The following is a 21,942-nucleotide window of genomic DNA, read 5'->3' on the forward strand; positions in this document are numbered from 1 at the left end:
TAATTTATAAATAGAAAGGATTTATTGTGAAGGAAGTAAGAATCTCCGTAAGAAATTTAATAGAATTCGTCAAGAGGTCTGGCGACATAGATAGGAGATTCTTTTCCAACAAGAGGGCTGTGGAAGGAATCAGGGCCCATCAAAAGGTCCAAAGGGAATACTCCAAGGACTTTTTGACAGAAGTTTTTTTGAGGACGACAGAAGAAATTGAGGGAATAAATTTTACAGTTGAGGGACGTGCTGACGGGATTGAAGTCACAGACCAAGTAACAGTTGATGAAATTAAATCAACTACTAGGGAGCTTGAGGATCTTGAGAAGGAAGAAAACCTAATGCACTGGGCACAAGCTAAGTGCTATGCCTACATCTATGCCAAGGACCATGAACTTGACGAGATTAATGTCATGCTCACCTATTATCAACTAGAGTCAGAAGAAATTTTAAATATAAAAAAGACTTTTTCTTTTGGAGAACTTCGCGACTTTTTCATGGGGACTCTTGTGGAATATCTTGAGTTTTCAAAGAGAATTGTTGAGTGGAAGGACACTAGAGATGAGTCCATAAAAAAATTAAAATTCCCCTTTAAGTCTTTTAGGAAGGGGCAGAGGGACCTTTCTGTTGCCGTCTACAACACTATTGATGACCAAAACAAATTATTTGTGGAGGCGCCAACGGGGATTGGCAAGTCGATTTCTACAATTTTTCCAACAATTAAAGCCATGGGAGAGGACAAGATTGACAAGGCCTTTTATCTTGTTGCAAGGTCCACGGGAAAAAATGCAGCCAAGGAAGCCCTTGAAAGACTTTTAAATAAAAAGCTTAGGTTAAAGCTTACAATTGTCACAGCTAAGGACAAGATCTGCATCAACGACAAGGTAGCCTGCAATCCCAAAGACTGTCCCTATGCCAAGGGTCACTTTGACAGGGTCAATGATGCCATAATTGACATCTTTGATACCTGCGACAACTTCACAAGAGAAAACATTGAAAAATTTGCAAGGCTCCACATGGTTTGTCCCTTTGAATACCAGCTTGACCTCTTAGACTTTTCGGACTTTATTGTCTGCGATTACAATTACATATTTGATCCAACAGTTTATCTAAAGAGATTTTTTGAAAATTCCATGCTGAGGTTTACTCTTCTAGTTGACGAGAGCCACAATCTCCTTGAGAGGGGTAGAGAAATGTACTCGGCAGAAGTTTCTATTCCTGACCTTGAAAGATTAAGAGAAGTGCTCCCAAAGAAGAGGAAGGCTGCAAGGAAGCATCTTACTAACGCCCTTGAAGAATTTCAAAAGCTTGACTCAGGCAAGACCTTTTATTCCTACGAGTCCTTTATAGGCTTTAATGGGGAAGTGGAAAAGACAGTTTTCTCCATGAACGACTTCTTGACCAAGGACAAGGACCAAGAAAACTATGAGGAAGCTCTTGAAATTTATTTTTCTCTCTTTAACTACATAAAAATTTTGGAATACTACAACAAGGATTTTGTTTCTATGAAAGACGAGGACAAAATAAAAATTAAGTCCCTTGACATTGCGCCAATTTTTCAAAATATTTTAAGGGCTCCAAGGTCTTCTGTATTTTTCTCTGCAACCCTAAACCCCATAAGATATTATGGAAAACTTCTGGGGGCAGATGAAGAAACTTCCTACTACAAGATTGAGTCCCCCTTTGATCCAAATAATCTTTTGGTCCTTCGCAACAATAAAATTTCTACAGTTTATAGGGATAGGGAAGAATCAATTGACGAAATAATTGAAAACCTTAGAGAATTTTCTCAAGATGATGGAAATTATATTTTCTTTTTTCCATCCTACTCTTACATGGAGGCAGTCTATGATAGATATGTAGAAATTGATGGAGAAGCCATTAAGCAGGAGAGAGAAATGACAGAGGGAGAGAGGGAAGAATTTTTAAATAATTTTACCTTCTCATCATCAACGAGGGCCTTTGCAGTTATGGGTGGAGTCTTCTCTGAAGGCATAGACTTAATTGGCGAAAGGCTAAGGGGAGTTGCCATAATTAGTGTTGGACTTCCTGGACTTTCTTATGAGAGAAATATTTTAAAATCCCACTTCCAAAAGAAGTACTCAAGGGGCTATGAGTACGCCTATATCTATCCAGGCATGATCAAGGTCATCCAATCTGCGGGAAGGGTCATAAGGACAGAAGATGATAGGGGAAAGATTCTTTTAATAGACAAGAGATTTTCACTTGAACCTTATAAGCTTTTATTACCTCACCACTGGCAAATTTTTGATTTTGAAAAGCTAGAAGAAATGGAAACAATTTTAAAAAACTTTACGAAAGAGAAGGGTATTTAAAATCATAAAAAGAAAAAAGGAGATTTTAGAATGAATCTAGAGAGGAAAAAAATTTTAGAAAAAATTGGATATGCTACAATTGTTTCTTTTATTGGTTATATTTTTTTGGCATCAGTTAAATTTAAAGGAATTTCAGACTCTTTTTTTGTATTTAGGTCTCTTTTAAATCCAGTTTCAATCTTTATTGGATTTAGTTGTTTCTTTGGTATTCATGTTAGGGATTTTTTTAAAGATTTAATTAAGGGAATAAAAGAAATAAAAGTACAAGAGTTAATTTTATTTTTAAAATATGTTTTTATTTATCAGGGAATTATTATTTTAACAACAAATTTAGATGCTTTACAAGAAATGAGCAATGATACGACTAGTTTTATTGATTTTTATGTAAGCATTACCATGATATTATTTGTCTTATTTGAAGAATACATCTTTAGATATTTAGTCCAAAGGAAGTTAATGAATGTCTCAAAAGATTATGGAATACTAGTTATGGCAATAGTTTTTGGGCTATTTCATTACGGAAAATATAAATCAGGTTTTTTATTTGGTATTGCAGTAGGTATTATTTACGCAATAACAGAAAATATCACTTGTACCGTAATAATACACTATTTTTTAAATTCAACAGTATCCATGAGAATCGTGGTATTTTTTCAAAATCTTTTTATAGCAAAGAATATTGAATTAGCCCAAATAAATAAGATGACAGGATTTATAAGTCTACTCTTGGGAATTATTTTAATTTTTGGACAATTTTTGTTAAATAAAAACTATGTAGCTACTTTTAGTCAAAGAGAAAAGAAAATTCTAAAAAAAATATTGCAAGAGATTAGATGTTTACCTGAACTTATGAAGATATTCCCACTTAATATAGGGCTTCTTTTTAGATTCTTTATTTTTCTACAAAAATATATCTAAAAATTTAATCTTTTGAGTATAAAAAGTCATATTTTTGTTAAAAAACTTTAATGAGGTCTAAAGCCTAAAAAATAGAGAAAATTTATAATAAATATCTTTACAAAGCCTATCTTATGTGATAATATTGTTGAGTAAATTAGAAGGAGCCAAAGGCGGCTCTTTTTTTTAGCACTGGAGGTGTTTTTATGGCAGATAGAGTAGTACTTGAATGCACACAATGTAAAAACAGAAATTATGTGACATATAAGAACAAGAAACATACTACTGAAAGATTGGAACTAAAGAAGTATTGTAAATTCTGTAAAGAACATACAACACATAAGGAAACTAAGTAAGGAGGATTTATGGCTACTAAAACAACACCTAAGACTGAAGAAAAAAAAGGTGGTCTAGGTAGATATTTTAGAGGTGTGAAATCTGAATTCAAAAAAGTTGTATGGCCTACTAAGGATACTGTAATCAAATATTCTATTATAGTAATCGTGGCAGTTATTTTGTCATCACTACTATTACTAGCATATGATAAGATCATAATGTTTTTATTTGGTTTTATTTATTGATTGGAGTGTTATAGTTGGATACACAAGAGCTTAACAACAACGAAGCTTCAAAATGGTATGTAATACACACTTATTCAGGTTATGAAAAAAAGGTAAAGGCAAACATGGAAGCCATGGTTCACAATCGTGGCATGGAAGATGTCATCTTTGACATTAGGATCCCTATGGAAGACTATGTAGAAACAAAGGATGGCGTGTCCAAGGCAAAGGAAAGAAAGATGTTTCCTTCTTATGTCCTTGTAAACATGATTATGAATGATGAAACTTGGTATCTTGTAAGAAATACAAGAGGAGTAACAGGTTTCGTTGGACCTGCATCTAAGCCTGTACCATTAACTGATGAAGAAGTGCTACTACTTGGAGTTACTGATAACAAAGAGTTATTCGATAATTACGAGATAGGGGAGTTAGTCAAGGTTATAAATGGACCCTTCAAAGACTTGGTGGGTAAAATTGACGACTTCAATTACGACAAGGGAAAAGTTAAAGTTTGTATCTCCATGTTTGGAAGGGATACAATAGTTGAATTAGATTTCAATCAAATTATTAAAGAGTAAGAGATGTGTGGGAGGGTAAACCCGCATTACCACAAGGAGGAAATAAAATGGCAAAAAAAGTCATAGCATTAGTAAAATTACAAATTCCTGCAGGAAAAGCTACACCAGCTCCACCAGTTGGTACAGCCCTAGGACCTCATGGTGTAAACATCATGCAGTTCACAAAGGAATTTAACGCAAAGACTCAAGATCAAGCAGGTATGATTATCCCTGTTGTTCTTACAGTTTATCAAGATCGTTCTTTCACTTTTATCACAAAGACTCCACCAGCAGCAGTGCTTATTAAGAAAGCTCTTAATTTGCCAAAGGCTAGTGGTGAACCTAACAAGAAAAAAGTTGGAAAGCTAACAAAGGCACAAGTTGAAGAAATAGCTAAAACTAAGATGCCAGATCTTAACGCAGCAAGCTTAGAAGCAGCTGTTGAATTGATCGCTGGTACAGCTAGAAGTATGGGTATAGAAGTAGAAAGATAAGTGGGAGGCTAAGCCGTAGGTACCACGAAGGAGGTAAATATGCCAAAAAGAGGTAAAAAATATCAAGAAAGCGCTAAGCTTGTAGATAGATCGAATTTATATGATGTTAATGAAGCTCTTGACTTAGTTACAAAAACTGCTAAGGCAAACTTTGATGAAACAGTAGAACTTGCAGTAAGACTTGGTGTTGATCCAAGACACGCTGACCAACAAGTTAGAGGTACTGTAGTACTTCCTAACGGAACAGGTAAAGAAGTTAAGGTACTTGTTCTTGCTAAGGGAGAAAAAATTAAGGAAGCTGAAGCAGCAGGTGCTGACTTCGCTGGTGGAGAAGAATTAGTTGAAAAAATCCAAAACGAAAACTGGTTTGGTTTCGACGTAATGATTGCAACTCCAGACATGATGGGCGTAGTTGGTAAAATCGGTAGAGTTCTTGGACCAAAGGGACTTATGCCAAACCCTAAATCAGGTACAGTTACATTTGATGTAGAACAAGCTGTTAAAGAAGTTAAAGCTGGTAAGGTTGAATATAGAGTTGACAAGGCTGCTATCATCAACGTTCCAATTGGAAAAGTTTCTTTCGGAGCTGATAAACTTGCTGAAAACTTCAAGACAATTGCAGATGCTATTATTAAAGCAAAACCAGCATCAGCAAAGGGTCGTTATTTAAAATCAGTAACAGTTTCATCAACAATGGGACCTGGAATCAGAGTTAATGGTTCAAAATTAATTGAAAAATAAAAACACCTAAGATAAATAAAACCCCTCAACTTTTTATAAGTAAGAGGGGTTTTTTAATGGACTTAAGTTTAAAGGCTTAGGTCCTTTTTGTTAGAAACTTTTAAAAGGATTTGGTGAAAAATTTATGAAATCTTAATTTTTAATTTAAAAATAGCATAAAAATCTAGTTATCCGCATAAAAACTGGACTTATCACACTTTATCAAGGTCAAAACCACTCAATTTACTACTAATTTACTACTTATGAATGAGCTTTGATACGACGATTTATCCTTGAAAAGTGAAGATATAAAGATACTTCCAATAAAATTTGAATATTTAATAGGTAGACACTTCAAAAAATGAGGTGTCTATTTTTTTACCCGATTTTGAAAGGAAGTGAACTTATGAAAACAAAAAATCAAGAATCAAAAGGTCGTTCCCCACTCTTTAAGACCATCAAACATTCATTCAGCCAATAAAAAAGAAAGGATAGGTAAAAATATGGAACTTAAATTTGTGATTCCCAACATGGAAAAAACATTCGGCAATTTAGAATTTGCTGGCGAGGATAAAGTCGTTCAGCGAAGAATCAACGGACGGCTAACTGTCTTATCAAGAAGCTATAATCTCTATTCTGATGTTCAAAGAGCAGATGATATTGTGGTGGTGCTTCCTGCTGAAGCTGGCGAAAAACATTTCGGCTTTGAGGAACGTGTGAAGTTAGTCAATCCACGTATTACCGCAGAGGGCTACAAAATCGGCACTCGTGGTTTTACAAATTACCTTTTACATGCTGACGACATGATAAAAGAATAAAGAAAGAGAGGAAAAATGATGAGATTAGCAAATGGCATTGTATTAGATAAAGACACGACTTTTGGAGAATTGAAATTCTCTGCTCTACGTCGTGAAGTGAGAATCCAAAATGAAGACGGGTCGGTTTCAGATGAAATCAAGGAACGTACCTATGACTTAAAATCCAAAGGACAAGGACGCATGATTCAAGTAAGTATTCCTGCCAGCGTGCCTTTGAAAGAGTTTGATTATAACGCACGGGTGGAACTTATCAATCCCATTGCGGACACCGTTGCTACTGCCACCTATCAAGGAGCAGATGTTGACTGGTATATCAAGGCAGACGATATTGTGCTGACAAAGGATTCTAGTTCATTCAAAGCTCAACCACAAGCAAAGAAAGAACCGACACAAGACAAATAGTCGCTAGGTAGAAAGGAGACTTTTTCGCATGAAACAGCGTGGTAAAAGGATTCGCCCATCTGGTAAAGATTTAGTCTTTCATTTTACGATAGCGTCACTCCTGCCTGTTTTCCTGCTGGTTGTCGGACTGTTTCATGTGAAGACAATCCAGCAGATCAACTGGCAGGATTTTAACCTATCACAAGCAGATAAGATTGACATTCCCTATTTAATTATCAGTTTCAGTGTCGCAATTCTTATCTGCTTGCTGGTAGCGTTTGTATTCAAACGGGTTCGCTATGATACGGTTAAACAACTTTACCACCGTCAAAAACTGGCAAAGATGATACTTGAAAACAAGTGGTATGAATCTGAACAGGTCAAAACAGAGGGTTTCTTTAAAGATAGTGCTGGTCGTACAAAGGAAAAGATAACCTACTTCCCTAAAATGTATTATCGACTTAAAAATGGCTTGATACAGATACGGGTGGAAATCACGCTGGGAAAATATCAAGACCAACTCTTACACTTGGAAAAGAAATTAGAGAGTGGCTTGTACTGTGAGCTGACGGATAAAGAGTTAAAGGATTCCTATGTGGAATATACTTTGCTCTATGACACCATAGCCAGTCGTATTTCTATTGATGAAGTAGAAGCTAAAGATGGTAAACTTCGCTTAATGAAAAACGTATGGTGGGAATATGATAAGCTCCCTCATATGTTGATTGCTGGTGGTACAGGTGGCGGTAAAACTTACTTTATACTGACACTGATTGAAGCCTTGCTTCATACAGATTCAAAACTGTATATTCTTGACCCGAAAAATGCTGATCTTGCGGACTTAGGTTCTGTGATGGCAAATGTCTACTATAGAGAAGAAGACTTGCTTTCTTGCATTGAAACATTCTATGAAGAAATGATGAAACGTAGTGAGGAAATGAAGCAGATGAAGAACTATAAGACTGGCAAAAATTATGCTTACTTAGGTCTCCCGGCACACTTCTTAATCTTTGATGAATACGTCGCTTTCATGGAAATGCTGGGAACAAAAGAAAACACCGCAGTTATGAATAAGCTGAAACAGATTGTCATGTTAGGTCGTCAAGCTGGCTTCTTTCTAATACTGGCTTGTCAACGTCCAGACGCAAAATATTTAGGCGACGGAATCCGTGATCAGTTTAATTTCAGAGTGGCTTTAGGTCGTATGTCTGAAATGGGCTATGGCATGATGTTTGGCAGTGACGTACAAAAGGATTTCTTCTTAAAGCGAATCAAAGGTCGTGGCTATGTTGATGTAGGAACAAGTGTCATATCAGAGTTTTATACTCCCCTTGTACCAAAAGGATATGATTTCTTGGAGGAAATTAAAAAGTTATCCAACAGCAGACAGTCCACGCAGGCGACGTGCGAAGCGGAAGTCGCAGGTGTGGACTGATCTTGCTGGCTGGTGTGGCAATAGCCACGCCAGCACTTAACCCCCCGTATCTAACAGGGGGGTACAAATCGACAGGAAACAGTCAAAAAAACATTAGAAAATCCTTTGGTTACAAGGGATTTACAAAATTTCAGCGTATGTCAAATGGGCTTTAAAAGTTGACATACGCCTTTTTGATTGGAGGGATTTTTACTGAATGAACAAACTTGGTTACAGCATTTAAAAGAAAAACGCTTGGCTTATGGACTATCTCAAAACCGTTTAGCTGTTGCGACTGGTATTACAAGGCAGTATCTAAGCGATATTGAAACAGGAAAAGTCAAGCCATCAGAGGATTTACAGCAGTCCCTTTGGGAAGCTCTGGAACGCTTCAATCCCGACGCTCCCCTTGAAATGCTGTTTGATTATGTAAGAATTCGCTTTCCGACAACAGACGTACAGCAGGTGGTCGAAAACATCTTACAACTGAAACTGTCCTATTTTCTTCATGAGGACTATGGTTTCTATTCTTATTCAGAGCATTATGCTTTAGGCGACATATTCGTCCTTTGCTCCCATGAACTGGACAAAGGAGTTCTGGTGGAATTGAAAGGTCGTGGGTGCAGACAATTTGAAAGCTATCTTCTGGCACAACAAAGAAGCTGGTATGAGTTCTTTATGGACGTTTTGGTGGCTGGCGGTGTGATGAAACGCCTTGACCTTGCCATTAACGATAAGACAGGGATTTTAAATATCCCTGTACTCACTGAAAAGTGCCAACAGGAAGAATGTATCTCCGTCTTCCGCAGTTTTAAAAGCTATCGCAGTGGCGAACTGGTACGCAAAGAGGAAAAGGAATGTATGGGAAACACCCTCTATATCGGTTCATTACAAAGTGAAGTTTATTTCTGTATCTATGAAAAGGACTACGAGCAGTACAAGAAAAATGATATTCCCATTGAAGACGCAGAAGTAAAAAACCGTTTTGAGATTCGATTGAAAAATGAGCGTGCCTATTATGCAGTCCGTGATTTACTCGTCTATGACAATCCAGAGCATACCGCCTTTAAAATTATCAATCGGTATATCCGTTTTGTAGATAAAGACGATTCCAAACCTCGTTCTGATTGGAAACTGAATGAAGAATGGGCTTGGTTTATTGGGAACAATCGTGAACGATTAAAACTAACCACAAAACCAGAGCCTTACTCCTTCCAAAGGACGCTGAACTGGCTATCTCATCAAGTTGCCCCGACCTTAAAGGTTGCGATTAAACTTGATGAAATCAACCAGACGCAGGTTGTAAAAGACATTCTCGACCATGCGAAACTGACAGACCGACACAAGCAGATTTTGAAGCAACAGTCAGTAAAAGAACAGGACGTGATAACAACAAAAAAATAACTCAAATACAAATTCATTGAATATAGAGAGGAGAACATTTTTATGAATTTTGGACAAAACCTTTATAACTGGTTTCTATCAAACGCTCAATCACTGGTGCTTTTAGCAATCGTTGTGATTGGCTTGTATCTTGGCTTCAAGCGTGAGTTTAGCAAACTGATTGGCTTTTTAATTATTGCGATTATTGCGGTTGGCTTAGTCTTCAACGCTGCTGGAGTAAAAGACATTTTACTAGAGCTATTCAATCGCATTATTGGTGCTTAAATAAAACCGTTCTTTTGTGGAATATAAGTGGTTTTCTTATGTTCCGCAAAGGAATGGTACACCAAACGAAGTGCGGTAGGGATTTTTGAATCTCTACAAAGAAAGGACGTGAATATATGGACGATATGCAAGTCTATATTGCGAATTTAGGCAAATACAATGAGGGCGAATTGGTCGGTGCGTGGTTTACCTTTCCCATTGACTTTGAGGAAGTCAAAGAGAAAATCGGCTTGAATGATGAATATGAGGAATACGCCATTCATGACTACGAGTTACCCTTTACGGTTGACGAATACACTTCCATTGGCGAACTCAATCGACTATGGGAAATGGTATCGGAATTACCCGAAGAATTACAATCGGAGCTATCTGCTCTGCTCACTCATTTTTCAAGCATTGAAGAACTAAGCGAACATCAAGAGGATATTATCATTCATTCCGATTGTGATGATATGTATGACGTGGCACGCTACTACATTGAAGAAACGGGTGCTTTAGGCGAAGTACCAGCTAGTCTTCAAAACTATATTGATTATCAAGCCTATGGTCGGGATTTAGACCTTTCAGGAACGTTTATCTCAACCAATCATGGGATTTTTGAAATCGTCTATTAAATCTGTCGGTACATTACTACTGGCAGATTTTCTATTTTACGGGGTGGCTCAATCAGCTACCCCTATTTTTTATGAAAGGATTGATTACATGAAGAAAATACGAAGCTATACCAGTATCTGGTCTGTGGAAAAGGTACTGTATTCTATCAATGATTTTAGACTTCCGTTTCCCATAACCTTTACGCAAATGACATGGTTTGTCGTGTCACTCTTTGCAGTGATGATACTTGGCAACTTGCCCCCTCTTTCCATGATAGAGGGAGCATTTCTCAAATACTTTGGGATTCCTGTGGCTTTCACATGGTTTATGTCTACAAAAACCTTTGATGGTAAAAAGCCTTATGGATTTTTGAAGTCTGTCATTGCTTATGCACTGCGACCAAAGCTGACCTATGCAGGAAAAAAAGTAACGCTTGGCAGAAACCAGCCACAAGAAGCCATTACAGCAGTTAGGAGTGAATTTTATGGCATATCCAATTAAATACATTGAAAACAATCTCGTCTGGAATAAAGACGGGGAATGTTATGCTTACTATGAGCTTGTTCCTTACAATTACTCATTTCTAAGTCCAGAACAGAAAATACAAGTGCATGATTCTTTCAGACAGCTTATCGCACAAAATCGTGATGGCAAAATTCATGCTTTACAAATCAGTACAGAATCCAGCATACGTTCTGCACAAGAGCGTTCCAAAAATGAAGTCACTGGCAAGCTCAAAGCGGTTGCCTATGACAAAATCGACCAACAGACAGACGCTTTAATATCCATGATTGGCGAAAATCAAGTGAACTACCGTTTCTTTATCGGCTTTAAGTTGCTTCTCAACGATCAGGAGTTTTCTATGAAAAGTCTTACCGTTGAAGCCAAAAATGCTTTGTCTGATTTTGTCTATGATGTGAACCATAAGCTGATGGGCGATTTTGTTAGTATGAGTAATGATGAAATCCTGCGTTTTCAGAAGATGGAAAAGCTCTTAGAAAATAAAATCTCTCGTCGTTTCAAAATCCGTAGACTGGATAAGGACGACTTCGGCTATCTGATTGAACATCTTTATGGACAGACAGGTACAGCTTATGAAGATTATGAGTACCATCTATCAAAGAAGAAGCTGGATAATGAAACGCTGATTAAATATTATGACCTTATTAAACCGACCCGTTGTCTGGTGGAAGAAAAACAGCGATACCTAAAAATTCAACAGGAAGACGAAACCGTCTATGTGGCGTACTTTACCATCAACAGCATTGTCGGCGAATTGGACTTTCCGTCCTCTGAAATCTTCTACTACCAGCAACAGCAATTTACATTCCCGATTGATACTTCTATGAATGTGGAAATCGTGGCAAACCGTAAAGCACTAAGCACCGTTCGTAATAAAAAGAAAGAACTAAAAGACCTAGATAACCACGCATGGCAAAGTGATAACGAAACCAGCTCTAATGTGGCGGAAGCTCTGGAAAGTGTCAATGAGCTGGAAAATAATTTAGACCAAAGCAAGGAATCCATGTATAAGCTCTCTTATGTGGTGCGTGTTTCCGCAAATGACTTGGACGAATTGAAACGTCGTTGTAATGAAGTGAAAGATTTTTATGACGATTTAAGTGTCAAGTTGGTACGACCATTTGGAGATATGCTGGGCTTACATGAAGAATTTTTACCATCAAGCAAGCGTTATATGAATGACTATATTCAGTATGTAACCTCTGATTTCTTAGCTGGACTTGGTTTCGGTGCTACTCAAATGCTTGGCGAAAATGAGGGTATTTATGTTGGCTATAGCTTAGATACAGGACGCAATGTCTACCTCAAACCTGCTCTTGCCAGTCAAGGGGTTAAGGGTTCAGTAACCAATGCATTAGCGTCTGCCTTTGTAGGTTCGCTAGGCGGTGGAAAATCCTTTGCGAATAACCTTATCGTCTATTATGCAGTGCTTTATGGGGCACAAGCAGTGATTGTTGACCCGAAAGCGGAACGTGGCAGATGGAAAGAAACCTTGCCAGAAATCGCTCACGAAATTAATATTGTCAATCTGACTTCTGATGAGAAAAATAAAGGCTTACTTGACCCTTACGTGATTATGAAAAATCCCAAAGATTCTGAATCACTGGCAATCGACATTTTGACGTTCCTTACGGGGATTTCATCACGAGATTCTGACCGTTTCCCTGTTCTACGAAAAGCCATTCGTGCTGTAACTAATAGTGAAGTGCGAGGTCTTCTGAAAGTGATTGAGGAATTACGGGTTGAGGGAACTCAAATAAGCACCAGCATAGCCGACCATATCGAAAGTTTTACAGACTATGACTTTGCACATCTGCTCTTTAGTGATGGATATGTGGAGCAGTCTATCAGTCTTGAAAAACAACTGAACATCATACAGGTTGCCGACTTGGTACTTCCCGATAAAGAAACCTCCTTTGAGGAATATACCACAATGGAGTTACTATCGGTGGCAATGCTGATTGTCATTAGTACCTTTGCGTTAGACTTTATCCATACAGACAGAAGCATTTTTAAAATTGTTGACTTAGACGAAGCGTGGAGCTTTTTACAGGTAGCACAAGGAAAAACACTATCTATGAAGCTGGTTCGGGCTGGTCGTGTTATGAACGCTGGGGTATATTTCGTGACCCAAAATACAGACGACCTCTTAGATGAAAAACTGAAAAATAACCTCGGCTTAAAATTTGCATTTCGTTCCACTGACCTTAACGAGATTAAAAAGACCTTAGCCTTTTTTGGTGTAGACCCAGAGGACGAAAACAATCAGAAGCGATTGCGTGATTTGGAAAACGGGCAATGCCTTATCAGTGATTTATATGGTCGTGTCGGTGTGATACAGTTCCACCCTGTATTTGAAGAACTGCTCCATGCCTTTGATACCAGACCACCTGTGCGAAAAGAGGTGTAAATGTGAAACCATCAATAGTAAACAGAATAAAATCAAACTGGACGCTGAAACGTCTAGGTAAAGTGGCAATGACAGTGGCTTTCACACTTGTGATTGCCATTTTTCTTTTAGCCATGCTGGGAACGGTGGTTCAAGCTGCGGGCTTGGTAGATGATACGGTCAATGTGGCAAATGAATACAGCCGATACCCACTTGAAAACTATCAACTGGATTTTTATGTGGATAATAGCTGGGGCTGGCTTCCGTGGAACTGGTCGGACGGGATTGGAAAACAGGTCATGTATGGACTATATGCCATTACCAATTTTATTTGGACAATCAGTTTGTATGTTTCCAATGCGACAGGTTACTTAGTACAGGAAGCCTATTCCTTAGACTTCATTTCCGCTACAGCAGATTCCATTGGTAAGAATATGCAGACCTTAGCTGGTGTGAGTGCAAACGGATTTTCAACAGAGGGTTTCTATGTTGGATTCCTCTTACTCTTGATTTTGGTTCTTGGGGTTTATGTTGCCTATACGGGACTGATAAAGAGAGAAACCACAAAGGCAATTCATGCCATTATGAATTTTGTGCTGGTGTTTATCCTATCGGCTTCCTTTATTGCCTACGCTCCCGACTACATTAAAAAAATCAATGACTTTTCATCAGACATCAGTAATGCCAGTTTATCACTTGGCACGAAGATTGTCATGCCCCATTCCGATAGTCAAGGCAAGGACAGCGTGGACTTAATCAGAGATAGCCTGTTTTCCATACAGGTTCAGCAACCGTGGCTACTGCTTCAATACAACAGTTCAGACATTGAAAGTATCGGTATTGACCGTGTGGAAAGCCTGCTCTCCACCAGCCCAGATTCCAACAATGGCGAAGACAGAGAAAAAATTGTTGCGGAAGAAATTGAAGACAGAAGCAATACCAATCTAACCATTACAAAGACCATTAACCGTTTAGGTACAGTCTTCTTCCTATTTGTCTTCAATATTGGGATTTCCATATTTGTATTCCTATTAACAGGAATCATGATTTTCTCGCAGGTACTTTTTATCATCTATGCTATGTTTCTGCCTGTGAGCTTTATTTTAAGCATGATTCCATCATTTGATGGTATGTCAAAACGAGCCATAACAAAGCTCTTTAATACCATTTTGACACGAGCTGGAATCACATTGATTATTACGACAGCATTTAGTATTTCAACCATGCTCTATACCTTATCGGCTGGTTATCCGTTCTTTTTGATTGCTTTTCTACAGATTGTGACCTTTGCAGGAATCTACTTCAAGCTGGGCGATTTAATGAGTATGTTTTCTCTACAGAGTAACGATTCTCAAAGTGTGGGAAGTCGTGTGATGAGAAAACCTCGTATGCTTATGCACGCTCACATGCACCGTCTACAGCGGAAACTTGGACGTTCCATGACTACTCTAGGGGCTGGGTCTGCCATTGTTACAGGTAAAAAAGGACAGTCGGGTTCGGGGAGTTCTGCAAGGACACAAGCAGATCACTCCCGACCAGACGGAAAGGAAAAATCAACACTTGGAAAACGTATCGGTCAAACCATCGGTACAGTAGCTGATACCAAAGACAGAATGGTAGACACTGCTAGTGGTTTGAAAGAACAGGTTAAAGATTTGCCGACCAATGCAAGATATGCAGTATATCAAGGAAAATCCAAAGTAAAAGAGAATGTCCGTGATTTAACCAGTAGTATTTCTCAAACCAAAGCGGACAGAGCCAGTGGACGCAAGGAACAGCAGGAACAAAGGCGAAAAACCATTGCGAAGCGTCGCTCTGAAATGGAACAGGTCAAACAGAAAAAACAGCCTGCTTCTTCTGTTCATGAAAGACCGACTACAAGACAAGAACAATATCATGATGAACAGACCTCAAAACAGTCTAATATTCAGACTTCATATAAGGAATCTCAACAAGCCAAACAAGAGCGTCCAGCAGTTAAGTCCGATTTTTCAAGTCCAAAAGTGGAACGCCAAGGCAATACCGTTCAAGAAAAAACCGTTCAAAAGCCAGCAACTTCAACCACTACAGCAGATAGAACTTCACAACGTCCAATCACAAAAGAACGTCCGTCTACTGTTCAAAGAGTACCACTACAAAATACAAGAAGTAGACCACCAATCAAAACCGCCACCATTAAGAAAGTCGGTAAGAAACCATGAAGTTGAAAACTTTAGTGATTGGTGGTTCTGGATTATTCTTGATGGTCTTCTCACTGCTTCTGTTTGTTGCCATTTTATTTTCAGATGAACAGGACAGCGGAATTTCCAATATTCATTATGGAGGTGTGAATGTTTCCGCAGAAGTGCTGGCTCATAAGCCTATGGTAGAAAAATATGCCAAAGAATATGGCGTTGAAGAATATGTCAACATACTTCTTGCGATTATACAGGTGGAATCGGGCGGTACTGCGGAAGATGTTATGCAGTCCTCGGAATCCCTCGGTCTTCCACCTAATTCATTGAGTACAGAAGAATCCATTAAGCAAGGTGTGAAGTATTTCAGTGAATTATTAGCCAGTAGCGAAAGGCTCAGTGTAGATTTAGAATCGGTTATCCAGTCCTACAATTATGGTGGTGGTTTCTTAGGGTATGTGGCTAATCGTGGAAATAAATATACCTTTGAACTGGCTCAAAGTTTCTCAAAAGAGTATTCAGGTGGCGAAAAAGTGTCTTACCCCAATCCCATAGCCATACCTATCAATGGGGGCTGGCGATACAACTATGGCAATATGTTTTATGTGCAACTGGTAACGCAGTATCTTGTCACAACAGAGTTTGATGATGATACGGTACAAGCCATCATGGACGAAGCACTGAAATATGAGGGCTGGCGATACGTTTACGGTGGAGCTTCCCCGACTACTTCTTTTGATTGTAGCGGACTGACACAATGGACGTATGGAAAAGCTGGAATTAACTTACCACGAACCGCACAACAGCAATATGATGTGACCCAGCATATCCCACTATCGGAAGCACAAGCTGGCGATTTGGTTTTCTTTCATTCTACCTATAACGCTGGCTCTTATATTACTCATGTTGGGATATACCTTGGCAATAACCGTATGTTTCATGCAGGCGACCCAATCGGTTATGCCGACTTAACAAGCCCCTACTGGCAACAGCATTTAGTGGGAGCAGGACGAATCAAACAATGAGAAAGGAAGATTTAATGATGAAATTTAGAAAAAATCAGAATAAAGAAAAACAGATACCAAAGGAAAAGAAACCTCGTGTCTATAAGGTCAATCCTCATAAAAAGGTTGTGATTGCCTTGTGGGTACTTTTAGGGCTTAGTTTCAGCTTTGCGATATTCAAGCACTTTACAGCTATAGATACTCATACTATTCACGAAACAACTATCATAGAAAAGGAATACGTTGATACTCATCATGTAGAAAATTTTGTAGAGAACTTTGCGAAAGTCTACTATTCATGGGAGCAATCCGATAAGTCCATTGATAATCGAATGGAAAGTCTAAAAGGCTATCTGACAGATGAACTTCAAGCTCTCAATGTTGATACAGTACGCAAAGATATTCCTGTATCGTCTTCTGTAAGAGGATTTCAGATATGGACGGTAGAGCCAACTGGCGACAATGAGTTTAATGTAACCTACAGTGTAGACCAGCTCATTACAGAGGGAGAAAATACAAAGACCGTCCACTCTGCTTATATAGTGAGTGTCTATGTAGATGGTTCTGGAAATATGGTACTGGTTAAGAATCCGACCATTACCAACATACCTAAGAAATCAAGTTATAAACCAAAAGCCATTGAAAGTGAGGGGACGGTTGATTCCATTACAACCAATGAAATCAATGAGTTTTTAACGACGTTCTTCAAGCTCTATCCTACAGCGACAGCCAGTGAACTTTCCTACTATGTGAATGACGGGATATTAAAACCAATCGGAAAAGAGTACATCTTTCAAGAACTGGTAAATCCTATTCACAATCGTAAGGATAATCAAGTCACGGTATCGCTGACAGTGGAGTATATCGACCAGCAGACCAAAGCAACGCAGGTATCTCAATTTGATTTGGTACTTGAAAAGAACGGGAGTAATTGGAAGATTGTAAAATAACAAATATTGGTACATTATTACAGCTATTTTGTAATCACGTACTCTCTTTGATAAAAAATTGGAGATTCCTTTACAAATATGCTCTTACGTGCTATTATTTAAGTATCTATTTAAAAGGAGTTAATAAATATGTGGCAAGGTATTCTTAAATAAACTGTCAATTTGATAGCGGGAACAAATAATTAGATGTCCTTTTTTAGGAGGGCTTAGTTTTTTGTACCCAGTTTAAGAATACCTTTATCATGTGATTCTAAAGTATCCAGAGAATATCTGTATGCTTTGTATACCTATGGTTATGCATAAAAATCCCAGTGATAAAAGTATTTATCACTGGGATTTTTATGCCCTTTTGGGTTTTTGAATGGAGGAAAATCACATGAAAATTATTAATATTGGAGTTTTAGCTCATGTTGATGCAGGAAAAACTACCTTAACAGAAAGCTTATTATATAACAGTGGAGCGATTACAGAATTAGGAAGCGTGGACAAAGGTACAACGAGGACGGATAATACGCTTTTAGAACGTCAGAGAGGAATTACAATTCAGACAGGAATAACCTCTTTTCAGTGGGAAAATACGAAGGTGAACATCATAGACACGCCAGGACATATGGATTTCTTAGCAGAAGTATATCGTTCATTATCAGTTTTAGATGGGGCAATTCTACTGATTTCTGCAAAAGATGGCGTACAAGCACAAACTCGTATATTATTTCATGCACTTAGGAAAATGGGGATTCCCACAATCTTTTTTATCAATAAGATTGACCAAAATGGAATTGATTTATCAACGGTTTATCAGGATATTAAAGAGAAACTTTCTGCCGAAATTGTAATCAAACAGAAGGTAGAACTGTATCCTAATATGTGTGTGACGAACTTTACCGAATCTGAACAATGGGATACGGTAATAGAGGGAAACGATGACCTTTTAGAGAAATATATGTCCGGTAAATCATTAGAAGCATTGGAACTCGAACAAGAGGAAAGCATAAGATTTCATAATTGTTCCCTGTTCCCTGTTTATCACGGAAGTGCAAAAAACAATATAGGGATTGATAACCTTATAGAAGTGATTACGAATAAATTTTATTCATCAACACATCGAGGTCCGTCTGAACTTTGCGGAAATGTTTTCAAAATTGAATATACAAAAAAAAGACAACGTCTTGCATATATACGCCTTTATAGTGGAGTACTACATTTACGAGATTCGGTTAGAGTATCAGAAAAAGAAAAAATAAAAGTTACAGAAATGTATACTTCAATAAATGGTGAATTATGTAAGATTGATAGAGCTTATTCTGGAGAAATTGTTATTTTGCAAAATGAGTTTTTGAAGTTAAATAGTGTTCTTGGAGATACAAAACTATTGCCACAGAGAAAAAAGATTGAAAATCCGCACCCTCTACTACAAACAACTGTTGAACCGAGTAAACCTGAACAGAGAGAAATGTTGCTTGATGCCCTTTTGGAAATCTCAGATAGTGATCCGCTTCTACGATATTACGTGGATTCTACGACACATGAAATTATACTTTCTTTCTTAGGGAAAGTACAAATGGAAGTGATTAGTGCACTGTTGCAAGAAAAGTATCATGTGGAGATAGAACTAAAAGAGCCTACAGTCATTTATATGGAGAGACCGTTAAAAAATGCAGAATATACCATTCACATCGAAGTGCCGCCAAATCCTTTCTGGGCTTCCATTGGTTTATCTGTATCACCGCTTCCGTTGGGAAGTGGAATGCAGTATGAGAGCTCGGTTTCTCTTGGATACTTAAATCAATCATTTCAAAATGCAGTTATGGAAGGGATACGCTATGGTTGCGAACAAGGATTATATGGTTGGAATGTGACGGATTGTAAAATCTGTTTTAAGTATGGCTTATACTATAGCCCTGTTAGTACCCCAGCAGATTTTCGGATGCTTGCTCCTATTGTATTGGAACAAGTCTTAAAAAAAGCTGGAACAGAATTGTTAGAGCCATATCTTAGTTTTAAAATTTATGCGCCACAGGAATATCTTTCACGAGCATACAACGATGCTCCTAAATATTGTGCGAACATCGTAGACACTCAATTGAAAAATAATGAGGTCATTCTTAGTGGAGAAATCCCTGCTCGGTGTATTCAAGAATATCGTAGTGATTTAACTTTCTTTACAAATGGACGTAGTGTTTGTTTAACAGAGTTAAAAGGGTACCATGTTACTACCGGTGAACCTGTTTGCCAGCCCCGTCGTCCAAATAGTCGGATAGATAAAGTACGATATATGTTCAATAAAATAACTTAGTGTATTTTATGTTGTTATATAAATATGGTTTCTTGTTAAATAAGATGAAATATTTTTTAATAAAGATTTGAATTAAAGTGTAAAGGAGGAGATAGTTATTATAAACTACAAGTGGATATTGTGTCCTGTATGTGGAAATAAAACACGATTAAAGATAAGGGAAGATACTGAATTAAAAAAATTCCCCCTCTATTGTCCGAAATGCAGACAAGAAAATTTAATTGAAATAAAGCAGTTCAAAGTAACTGTGATTACAGAGCCAGACGCAAAGACGCAGAGCCGATAAAATGAGATTAATACAATCTCATTTTATCGGCTCTTTCCGTTATGTATGGATTCTTTTAATTAGTCTTCGATGTTTCTTGCTTCGTTGATACCGCTGGCTAAAGATTCCATTAAGGATAGTTCTTTGTCTGTAAAGCTATCCATGTATTTCTCTATCTGTAATCGTCGGGTGCTTTTTACCAAGTTATTAGCAGGTAAGAAAAATTCATCAACGGAAACATGAAGTAACGATACAAGGTCATAAAGAACTTGTATGCTGGGGTGTTGCCCTTTATTTTCAATATTAGTTAAGTACCGTGGGTCAATTTCAATCAATGCTCCCACTTGTTCACGAGTTAAACCTCGTTTCAATCGAGCTTCTTTAATGGCTAAACCAAAGGCTCTAAAATCATATTTATCTTCTTTTTTACGCATAGTAGACCACCTCTATACATTTTATTGTTCCTACTGAATTAAAAACAGGTATAGAAAAACGTGTTATATGGTTTATAGGTTTATATTTAATAAAAAGCACTACTAAACGCCAATAAAAAAAACCGTTATATGGTAGTGCTATTTACGCTGTTAAAATATTGTATATTACTTCCAAATGGCGGTTTGTTGGAGGTCAACGTCGCCATGAAGTACATCATATACAATAAATTTCCTTACATTGGGTTCTTGTCAAAAAAAGTCGTCTATCTGCAATAGATAAGTACGTCCACCAATGTGGTTTTATAAATCATATAGATAGAATAACAGAAGCATGTAAACAGAGAAATAAATCTGTTTATATGCTTTTTTGGCTATTCAGAACTTTTTTACAAAGTTTATTTATCAGTAATGCAACAAATCCCCCTTTCACATTGGGACTAAGAGTGAAAGGAGATAAACGAGCAAGGCTCACTTCCTTTCCTAGACAGAAAGGGGGTGAGAAACATGAAACCATCTTCTTTTCAGACCACAATAGAAAATCAGTTTGACTATATCTGTAAACGTGCTATGGAAGACGAGCGAAAGAATTATATGCTTTATCTTTCAAGGATTGCAAAGCGTGAGGTGTCCTTTTCGGATGTTGGCGATTATCTTGTTAGCCAGTTTGCGACAACAGATAACTATTCAACTGACTTTCAGATTTTTACACTCAATGGGTTATCAGTAGGCGTTGAAAATGATTTGTTGAGTGAAGCATTACGTGAGTTGCCAGACAAGAAACGTGAAATTCTACTGCTGTTTTACTTTATGGACATGAGCGATTCAGAAATTGCAGACCTGTTGAAATTGAACCGTTCTACTGTCTATCGGCATAGAACCAGTGGACTAGCCTTAATTAAAAAGTTTATGGAGGAATTTGAAGAATGAAAACACAATATCCTATGATTCCCTTTCCTCTCATTGTAAAGGCAACAGATGGCGATACCGAAGCGATTAACCAGATTCTACATCATTACAGAGGGTACATAACGAAGCGTTCCCTACGACTTATGAAAGATGAATATGGCAATCAAAGTATGGTCGTTGATGAAGTCTTACGTGGAAGAATGGAAACCAGACTGATTACAAAGATTTTGTCATTTGAAATTAAGTAATATCCTCTCTCCTTTCGTGGAAGCGTGCTAAACCATTCCACGCTTCCCGAACAGGGAGGTTTGTTATTCCACCAAAGCATATTGAGCTTTCAATGTGTTTTGATAGGCTAACGAGCCATTGTTCTTTGAAAACTGAATAAAAGTAATCGAATACGTTTCGATAAGAAAAGAGCCAACGGAACTAACCGCCATGACCTATCTTATAAAGATAGCGAGCGATTCATGTTAGTGATCCGAGAAGCAATCTTTAGCAGGATTGCCTGCAACGACATTCTTATCGTGATAATGATACTCCCATACAGTCAATAGTCCGAGCGTGATAAA

General features: G+C 37.8%; 24 protein-coding genes. 23 read left to right on the forward strand and 1 reads right to left on the reverse strand.

Annotated elements, in window-relative coordinates; translation table 11 throughout:
- Positions 1-26 precede the first annotated feature (26 nt).
- The 21 genes from M9426_RS06910 to M9426_RS07015 all read left to right on the forward strand — a co-directional run bounded on the left by M9426_RS06910 (position 27) and on the right by M9426_RS07015 (position 20,051).
- Entirely contained in the window at positions 27-2,327 is a 2,301-nt protein-coding gene (locus tag M9426_RS06910) for an ATP-dependent DNA helicase (RefSeq protein WP_250341778.1), read from the forward strand.
- Positions 2,328-2,432: 105 nt separating this feature from the next.
- The gene (locus tag M9426_RS06915; protein ID WP_250341779.1) at positions 2,433-3,245 is read left to right on the forward strand and encodes a CPBP family intramembrane glutamic endopeptidase; all 813 of its coding nucleotides are present in this window, start codon (positions 2,433-2,435) and stop codon (positions 3,243-3,245) included.
- A 185-nt stretch (positions 3,246-3,430) separates the two neighbouring features.
- Entirely contained in the window at positions 3,431-3,580 is a 150-nt protein-coding gene (rpmG, locus tag M9426_RS06920; RefSeq protein ID WP_040541406.1) for a 50S ribosomal protein L33, read from the forward strand.
- A 9-nt stretch (positions 3,581-3,589) separates the two neighbouring features.
- On the forward strand, positions 3,590-3,805 hold the full coding sequence (secE, locus tag M9426_RS06925) for a preprotein translocase subunit SecE (protein ID WP_005956279.1): 216 nt from the start codon (positions 3,590-3,592) through the stop codon (positions 3,803-3,805).
- Positions 3,806-3,819: 14 nt separating this feature from the next.
- Complete coding sequence (nusG, locus tag M9426_RS06930; protein WP_005956160.1) at positions 3,820-4,362, forward strand: transcription termination/antitermination protein NusG; 543 nt, start codon at positions 3,820-3,822, stop codon at positions 4,360-4,362.
- Positions 4,363-4,409: 47 nt separating this feature from the next.
- Complete coding sequence (gene rplK, locus M9426_RS06935) at positions 4,410-4,835, forward strand: 50S ribosomal protein L11 (protein WP_005956246.1); 426 nt, start codon at positions 4,410-4,412, stop codon at positions 4,833-4,835.
- Between the two features lie 39 nt (positions 4,836-4,874).
- A complete protein-coding gene (gene rplA, locus M9426_RS06940; protein ID WP_005956100.1) occupies positions 4,875-5,576 on the forward strand; it encodes a 50S ribosomal protein L1 in 702 nt (233 codons plus the stop codon).
- A 482-nt stretch (positions 5,577-6,058) separates the two neighbouring features.
- Positions 6,059-6,373: a YdcP family protein gene (locus M9426_RS06945; protein ID WP_000420682.1), complete on the forward strand. Its 315-nt coding sequence runs from the start codon at positions 6,059-6,061 to the stop codon at positions 6,371-6,373.
- Between the two features lie 15 nt (positions 6,374-6,388).
- Positions 6,389-6,775 (forward strand): YdcP family protein, encoded by a 387-nt coding sequence (locus M9426_RS06950; protein WP_000985015.1) that lies wholly within the window; start codon positions 6,389-6,391, stop codon positions 6,773-6,775.
- Positions 6,776-6,803: 28 nt separating this feature from the next.
- Complete coding sequence (locus M9426_RS06955; RefSeq protein ID WP_250341780.1) at positions 6,804-8,189, forward strand: FtsK/SpoIIIE domain-containing protein; 1,386 nt, start codon at positions 6,804-6,806, stop codon at positions 8,187-8,189.
- 177 nt (positions 8,190-8,366) lie between these two features.
- Positions 8,367-9,572 carry a MobT family relaxase gene (gene mobT, locus M9426_RS06965; protein WP_000398284.1) on the forward strand — a complete coding sequence of 402 codons (1,206 nt, stop codon included), beginning with the start codon at positions 8,367-8,369 and terminating at the stop codon, positions 9,570-9,572.
- 42 nt (positions 9,573-9,614) lie between these two features.
- A complete protein-coding gene (locus M9426_RS06970; RefSeq protein WP_001009056.1) occupies positions 9,615-9,836 on the forward strand; it encodes a hypothetical protein in 222 nt (73 codons plus the stop codon).
- Between the two features lie 116 nt (positions 9,837-9,952).
- Positions 9,953-10,450: an antirestriction protein ArdA gene (locus M9426_RS06975; RefSeq protein WP_000342539.1), complete on the forward strand. Its 498-nt coding sequence runs from the start codon at positions 9,953-9,955 to the stop codon at positions 10,448-10,450.
- Positions 10,451-10,538: 88 nt separating this feature from the next.
- Positions 10,539-10,931: a conjugal transfer protein gene (locus M9426_RS06980; RefSeq protein ID WP_000723888.1), complete on the forward strand. Its 393-nt coding sequence runs from the start codon at positions 10,539-10,541 to the stop codon at positions 10,929-10,931.
- Complete coding sequence (gene tcpF / locus M9426_RS06985) at positions 10,915-13,362, forward strand: conjugal transfer ATPase TcpF (protein ID WP_250341781.1); 2,448 nt, start codon at positions 10,915-10,917, stop codon at positions 13,360-13,362. Before M9426_RS06980 ends, tcpF begins: the two co-directional genes overlap by 17 nt.
- A gap of 2 nt (positions 13,363-13,364) precedes the next feature.
- Entirely contained in the window at positions 13,365-15,542 is a 2,178-nt protein-coding gene (locus tag M9426_RS06990; protein ID WP_000804748.1) for a CD3337/EF1877 family mobilome membrane protein, read from the forward strand.
- Positions 15,539-16,540: a bifunctional lytic transglycosylase/C40 family peptidase gene (locus tag M9426_RS06995; protein WP_000769868.1), complete on the forward strand. Its 1,002-nt coding sequence runs from the start codon at positions 15,539-15,541 to the stop codon at positions 16,538-16,540. Before M9426_RS06990 ends, M9426_RS06995 begins: the two co-directional genes overlap by 4 nt.
- Positions 16,537-17,469, forward strand: coding sequence for a conjugal transfer protein (locus tag M9426_RS07000; RefSeq protein ID WP_001224319.1), 933 nt, complete (start codon positions 16,537-16,539; stop codon positions 17,467-17,469). Before M9426_RS06995 ends, M9426_RS07000 begins: the two co-directional genes overlap by 4 nt.
- A gap of 274 nt (positions 17,470-17,743) precedes the next feature.
- Positions 17,744-17,830 carry a tetracycline resistance determinant leader peptide gene (locus M9426_RS07005; protein ID WP_011058339.1) on the forward strand — a complete coding sequence of 29 codons (87 nt, stop codon included), beginning with the start codon at positions 17,744-17,746 and terminating at the stop codon, positions 17,828-17,830.
- A 15-nt stretch (positions 17,831-17,845) separates the two neighbouring features.
- Positions 17,846-19,765, forward strand: a complete 1,920-nt coding sequence (gene tet(M) / locus M9426_RS07010; protein WP_000691727.1) for a tetracycline resistance ribosomal protection protein Tet(M) — start codon at positions 17,846-17,848, stop codon at positions 19,763-19,765.
- 118 nt (positions 19,766-19,883) lie between these two features.
- Positions 19,884-20,051 (forward strand): cysteine-rich KTR domain-containing protein, encoded by a 168-nt coding sequence (locus M9426_RS07015; protein WP_000336323.1) that lies wholly within the window; start codon positions 19,884-19,886, stop codon positions 20,049-20,051.
- Positions 20,052-20,110: 59 nt separating this feature from the next.
- Here the strand turns inward: M9426_RS07015 and M9426_RS07020 are convergent, their stop codons facing one another.
- Positions 20,111-20,464, reverse strand: coding sequence for a helix-turn-helix transcriptional regulator (locus M9426_RS07020; protein ID WP_001227347.1), 354 nt, complete (start codon positions 20,462-20,464; stop codon positions 20,111-20,113).
- Between the two features lie 504 nt (positions 20,465-20,968).
- Between M9426_RS07020 and M9426_RS07025 the strand changes: the two genes are divergently transcribed.
- Together M9426_RS07025 and M9426_RS07030 are read left to right on the forward strand one after the other, a co-directional pair.
- Positions 20,969-21,391, forward strand: coding sequence for a sigma-70 family RNA polymerase sigma factor (locus M9426_RS07025; protein WP_000804885.1), 423 nt, complete (start codon positions 20,969-20,971; stop codon positions 21,389-21,391).
- The gene (locus tag M9426_RS07030; protein WP_000857133.1) at positions 21,388-21,618 is read left to right on the forward strand and encodes a helix-turn-helix domain-containing protein; all 231 of its coding nucleotides are present in this window, start codon (positions 21,388-21,390) and stop codon (positions 21,616-21,618) included. The genes M9426_RS07025 and M9426_RS07030 overlap by 4 nt, the downstream gene beginning before the upstream one ends.
- The last annotated feature ends 324 nt before the right edge of the window (positions 21,619-21,942 follow it).

The sequence above is a fragment of the Peptoniphilus genitalis genome, assembly GCF_023614525.1.
GTDB classification, from domain to species: domain Bacteria; phylum Bacillota; class Clostridia; order Tissierellales; family Peptoniphilaceae; genus Peptoniphilus_A; species Peptoniphilus_A genitalis.

Coding starts and splice junctions, on each gene's coding strand:
- rpmG (WP_040541406.1), top strand. CDS start 3,431: ATGGCAGATAGAGTAGTACTTGAATGCACACAATGTAAAAACAGAAAT.
- secE (WP_005956279.1), top strand. CDS start 3,590: ATGGCTACTAAAACAACACCTAAGACTGAAGAAAAAAAAGGTGGTCTA.
- rplK (WP_005956246.1), top strand. CDS start 4,410: ATGGCAAAAAAAGTCATAGCATTAGTAAAATTACAAATTCCTGCAGGA.
- rplA (WP_005956100.1), top strand. CDS start 4,875: ATGCCAAAAAGAGGTAAAAAATATCAAGAAAGCGCTAAGCTTGTAGAT.
- M9426_RS06945 (WP_000420682.1), top strand. CDS start 6,059: ATGGAACTTAAATTTGTGATTCCCAACATGGAAAAAACATTCGGCAAT.
- M9426_RS06950 (WP_000985015.1), top strand. CDS start 6,389: ATGATGAGATTAGCAAATGGCATTGTATTAGATAAAGACACGACTTTT.
- M9426_RS06955 (WP_250341780.1), top strand. CDS start 6,804: ATGAAACAGCGTGGTAAAAGGATTCGCCCATCTGGTAAAGATTTAGTC.
- M9426_RS06970 (WP_001009056.1), top strand. CDS start 9,615: ATGAATTTTGGACAAAACCTTTATAACTGGTTTCTATCAAACGCTCAA.
- M9426_RS06975 (WP_000342539.1), top strand. CDS start 9,953: ATGGACGATATGCAAGTCTATATTGCGAATTTAGGCAAATACAATGAG.
- M9426_RS06980 (WP_000723888.1), top strand. CDS start 10,539: ATGAAGAAAATACGAAGCTATACCAGTATCTGGTCTGTGGAAAAGGTA.
- tcpF (WP_250341781.1), top strand. CDS start 10,915: ATGGCATATCCAATTAAATACATTGAAAACAATCTCGTCTGGAATAAA.
- M9426_RS06995 (WP_000769868.1), top strand. CDS start 15,539: ATGAAGTTGAAAACTTTAGTGATTGGTGGTTCTGGATTATTCTTGATG.
- M9426_RS07000 (WP_001224319.1), top strand. CDS start 16,537: ATGAGAAAGGAAGATTTAATGATGAAATTTAGAAAAAATCAGAATAAA.
- M9426_RS07005 (WP_011058339.1), top strand. CDS start 17,744: ATGCTTTGTATACCTATGGTTATGCATAAAAATCCCAGTGATAAAAGT.
- M9426_RS07020 (WP_001227347.1), bottom strand. CDS start 20,464: ATGCGTAAAAAAGAAGATAAATATGATTTTAGAGCCTTTGGTTTAGCC.
- M9426_RS07025 (WP_000804885.1), top strand. CDS start 20,969: ATGAAACCATCTTCTTTTCAGACCACAATAGAAAATCAGTTTGACTAT.
- M9426_RS07030 (WP_000857133.1), top strand. CDS start 21,388: ATGAAAACACAATATCCTATGATTCCCTTTCCTCTCATTGTAAAGGCA.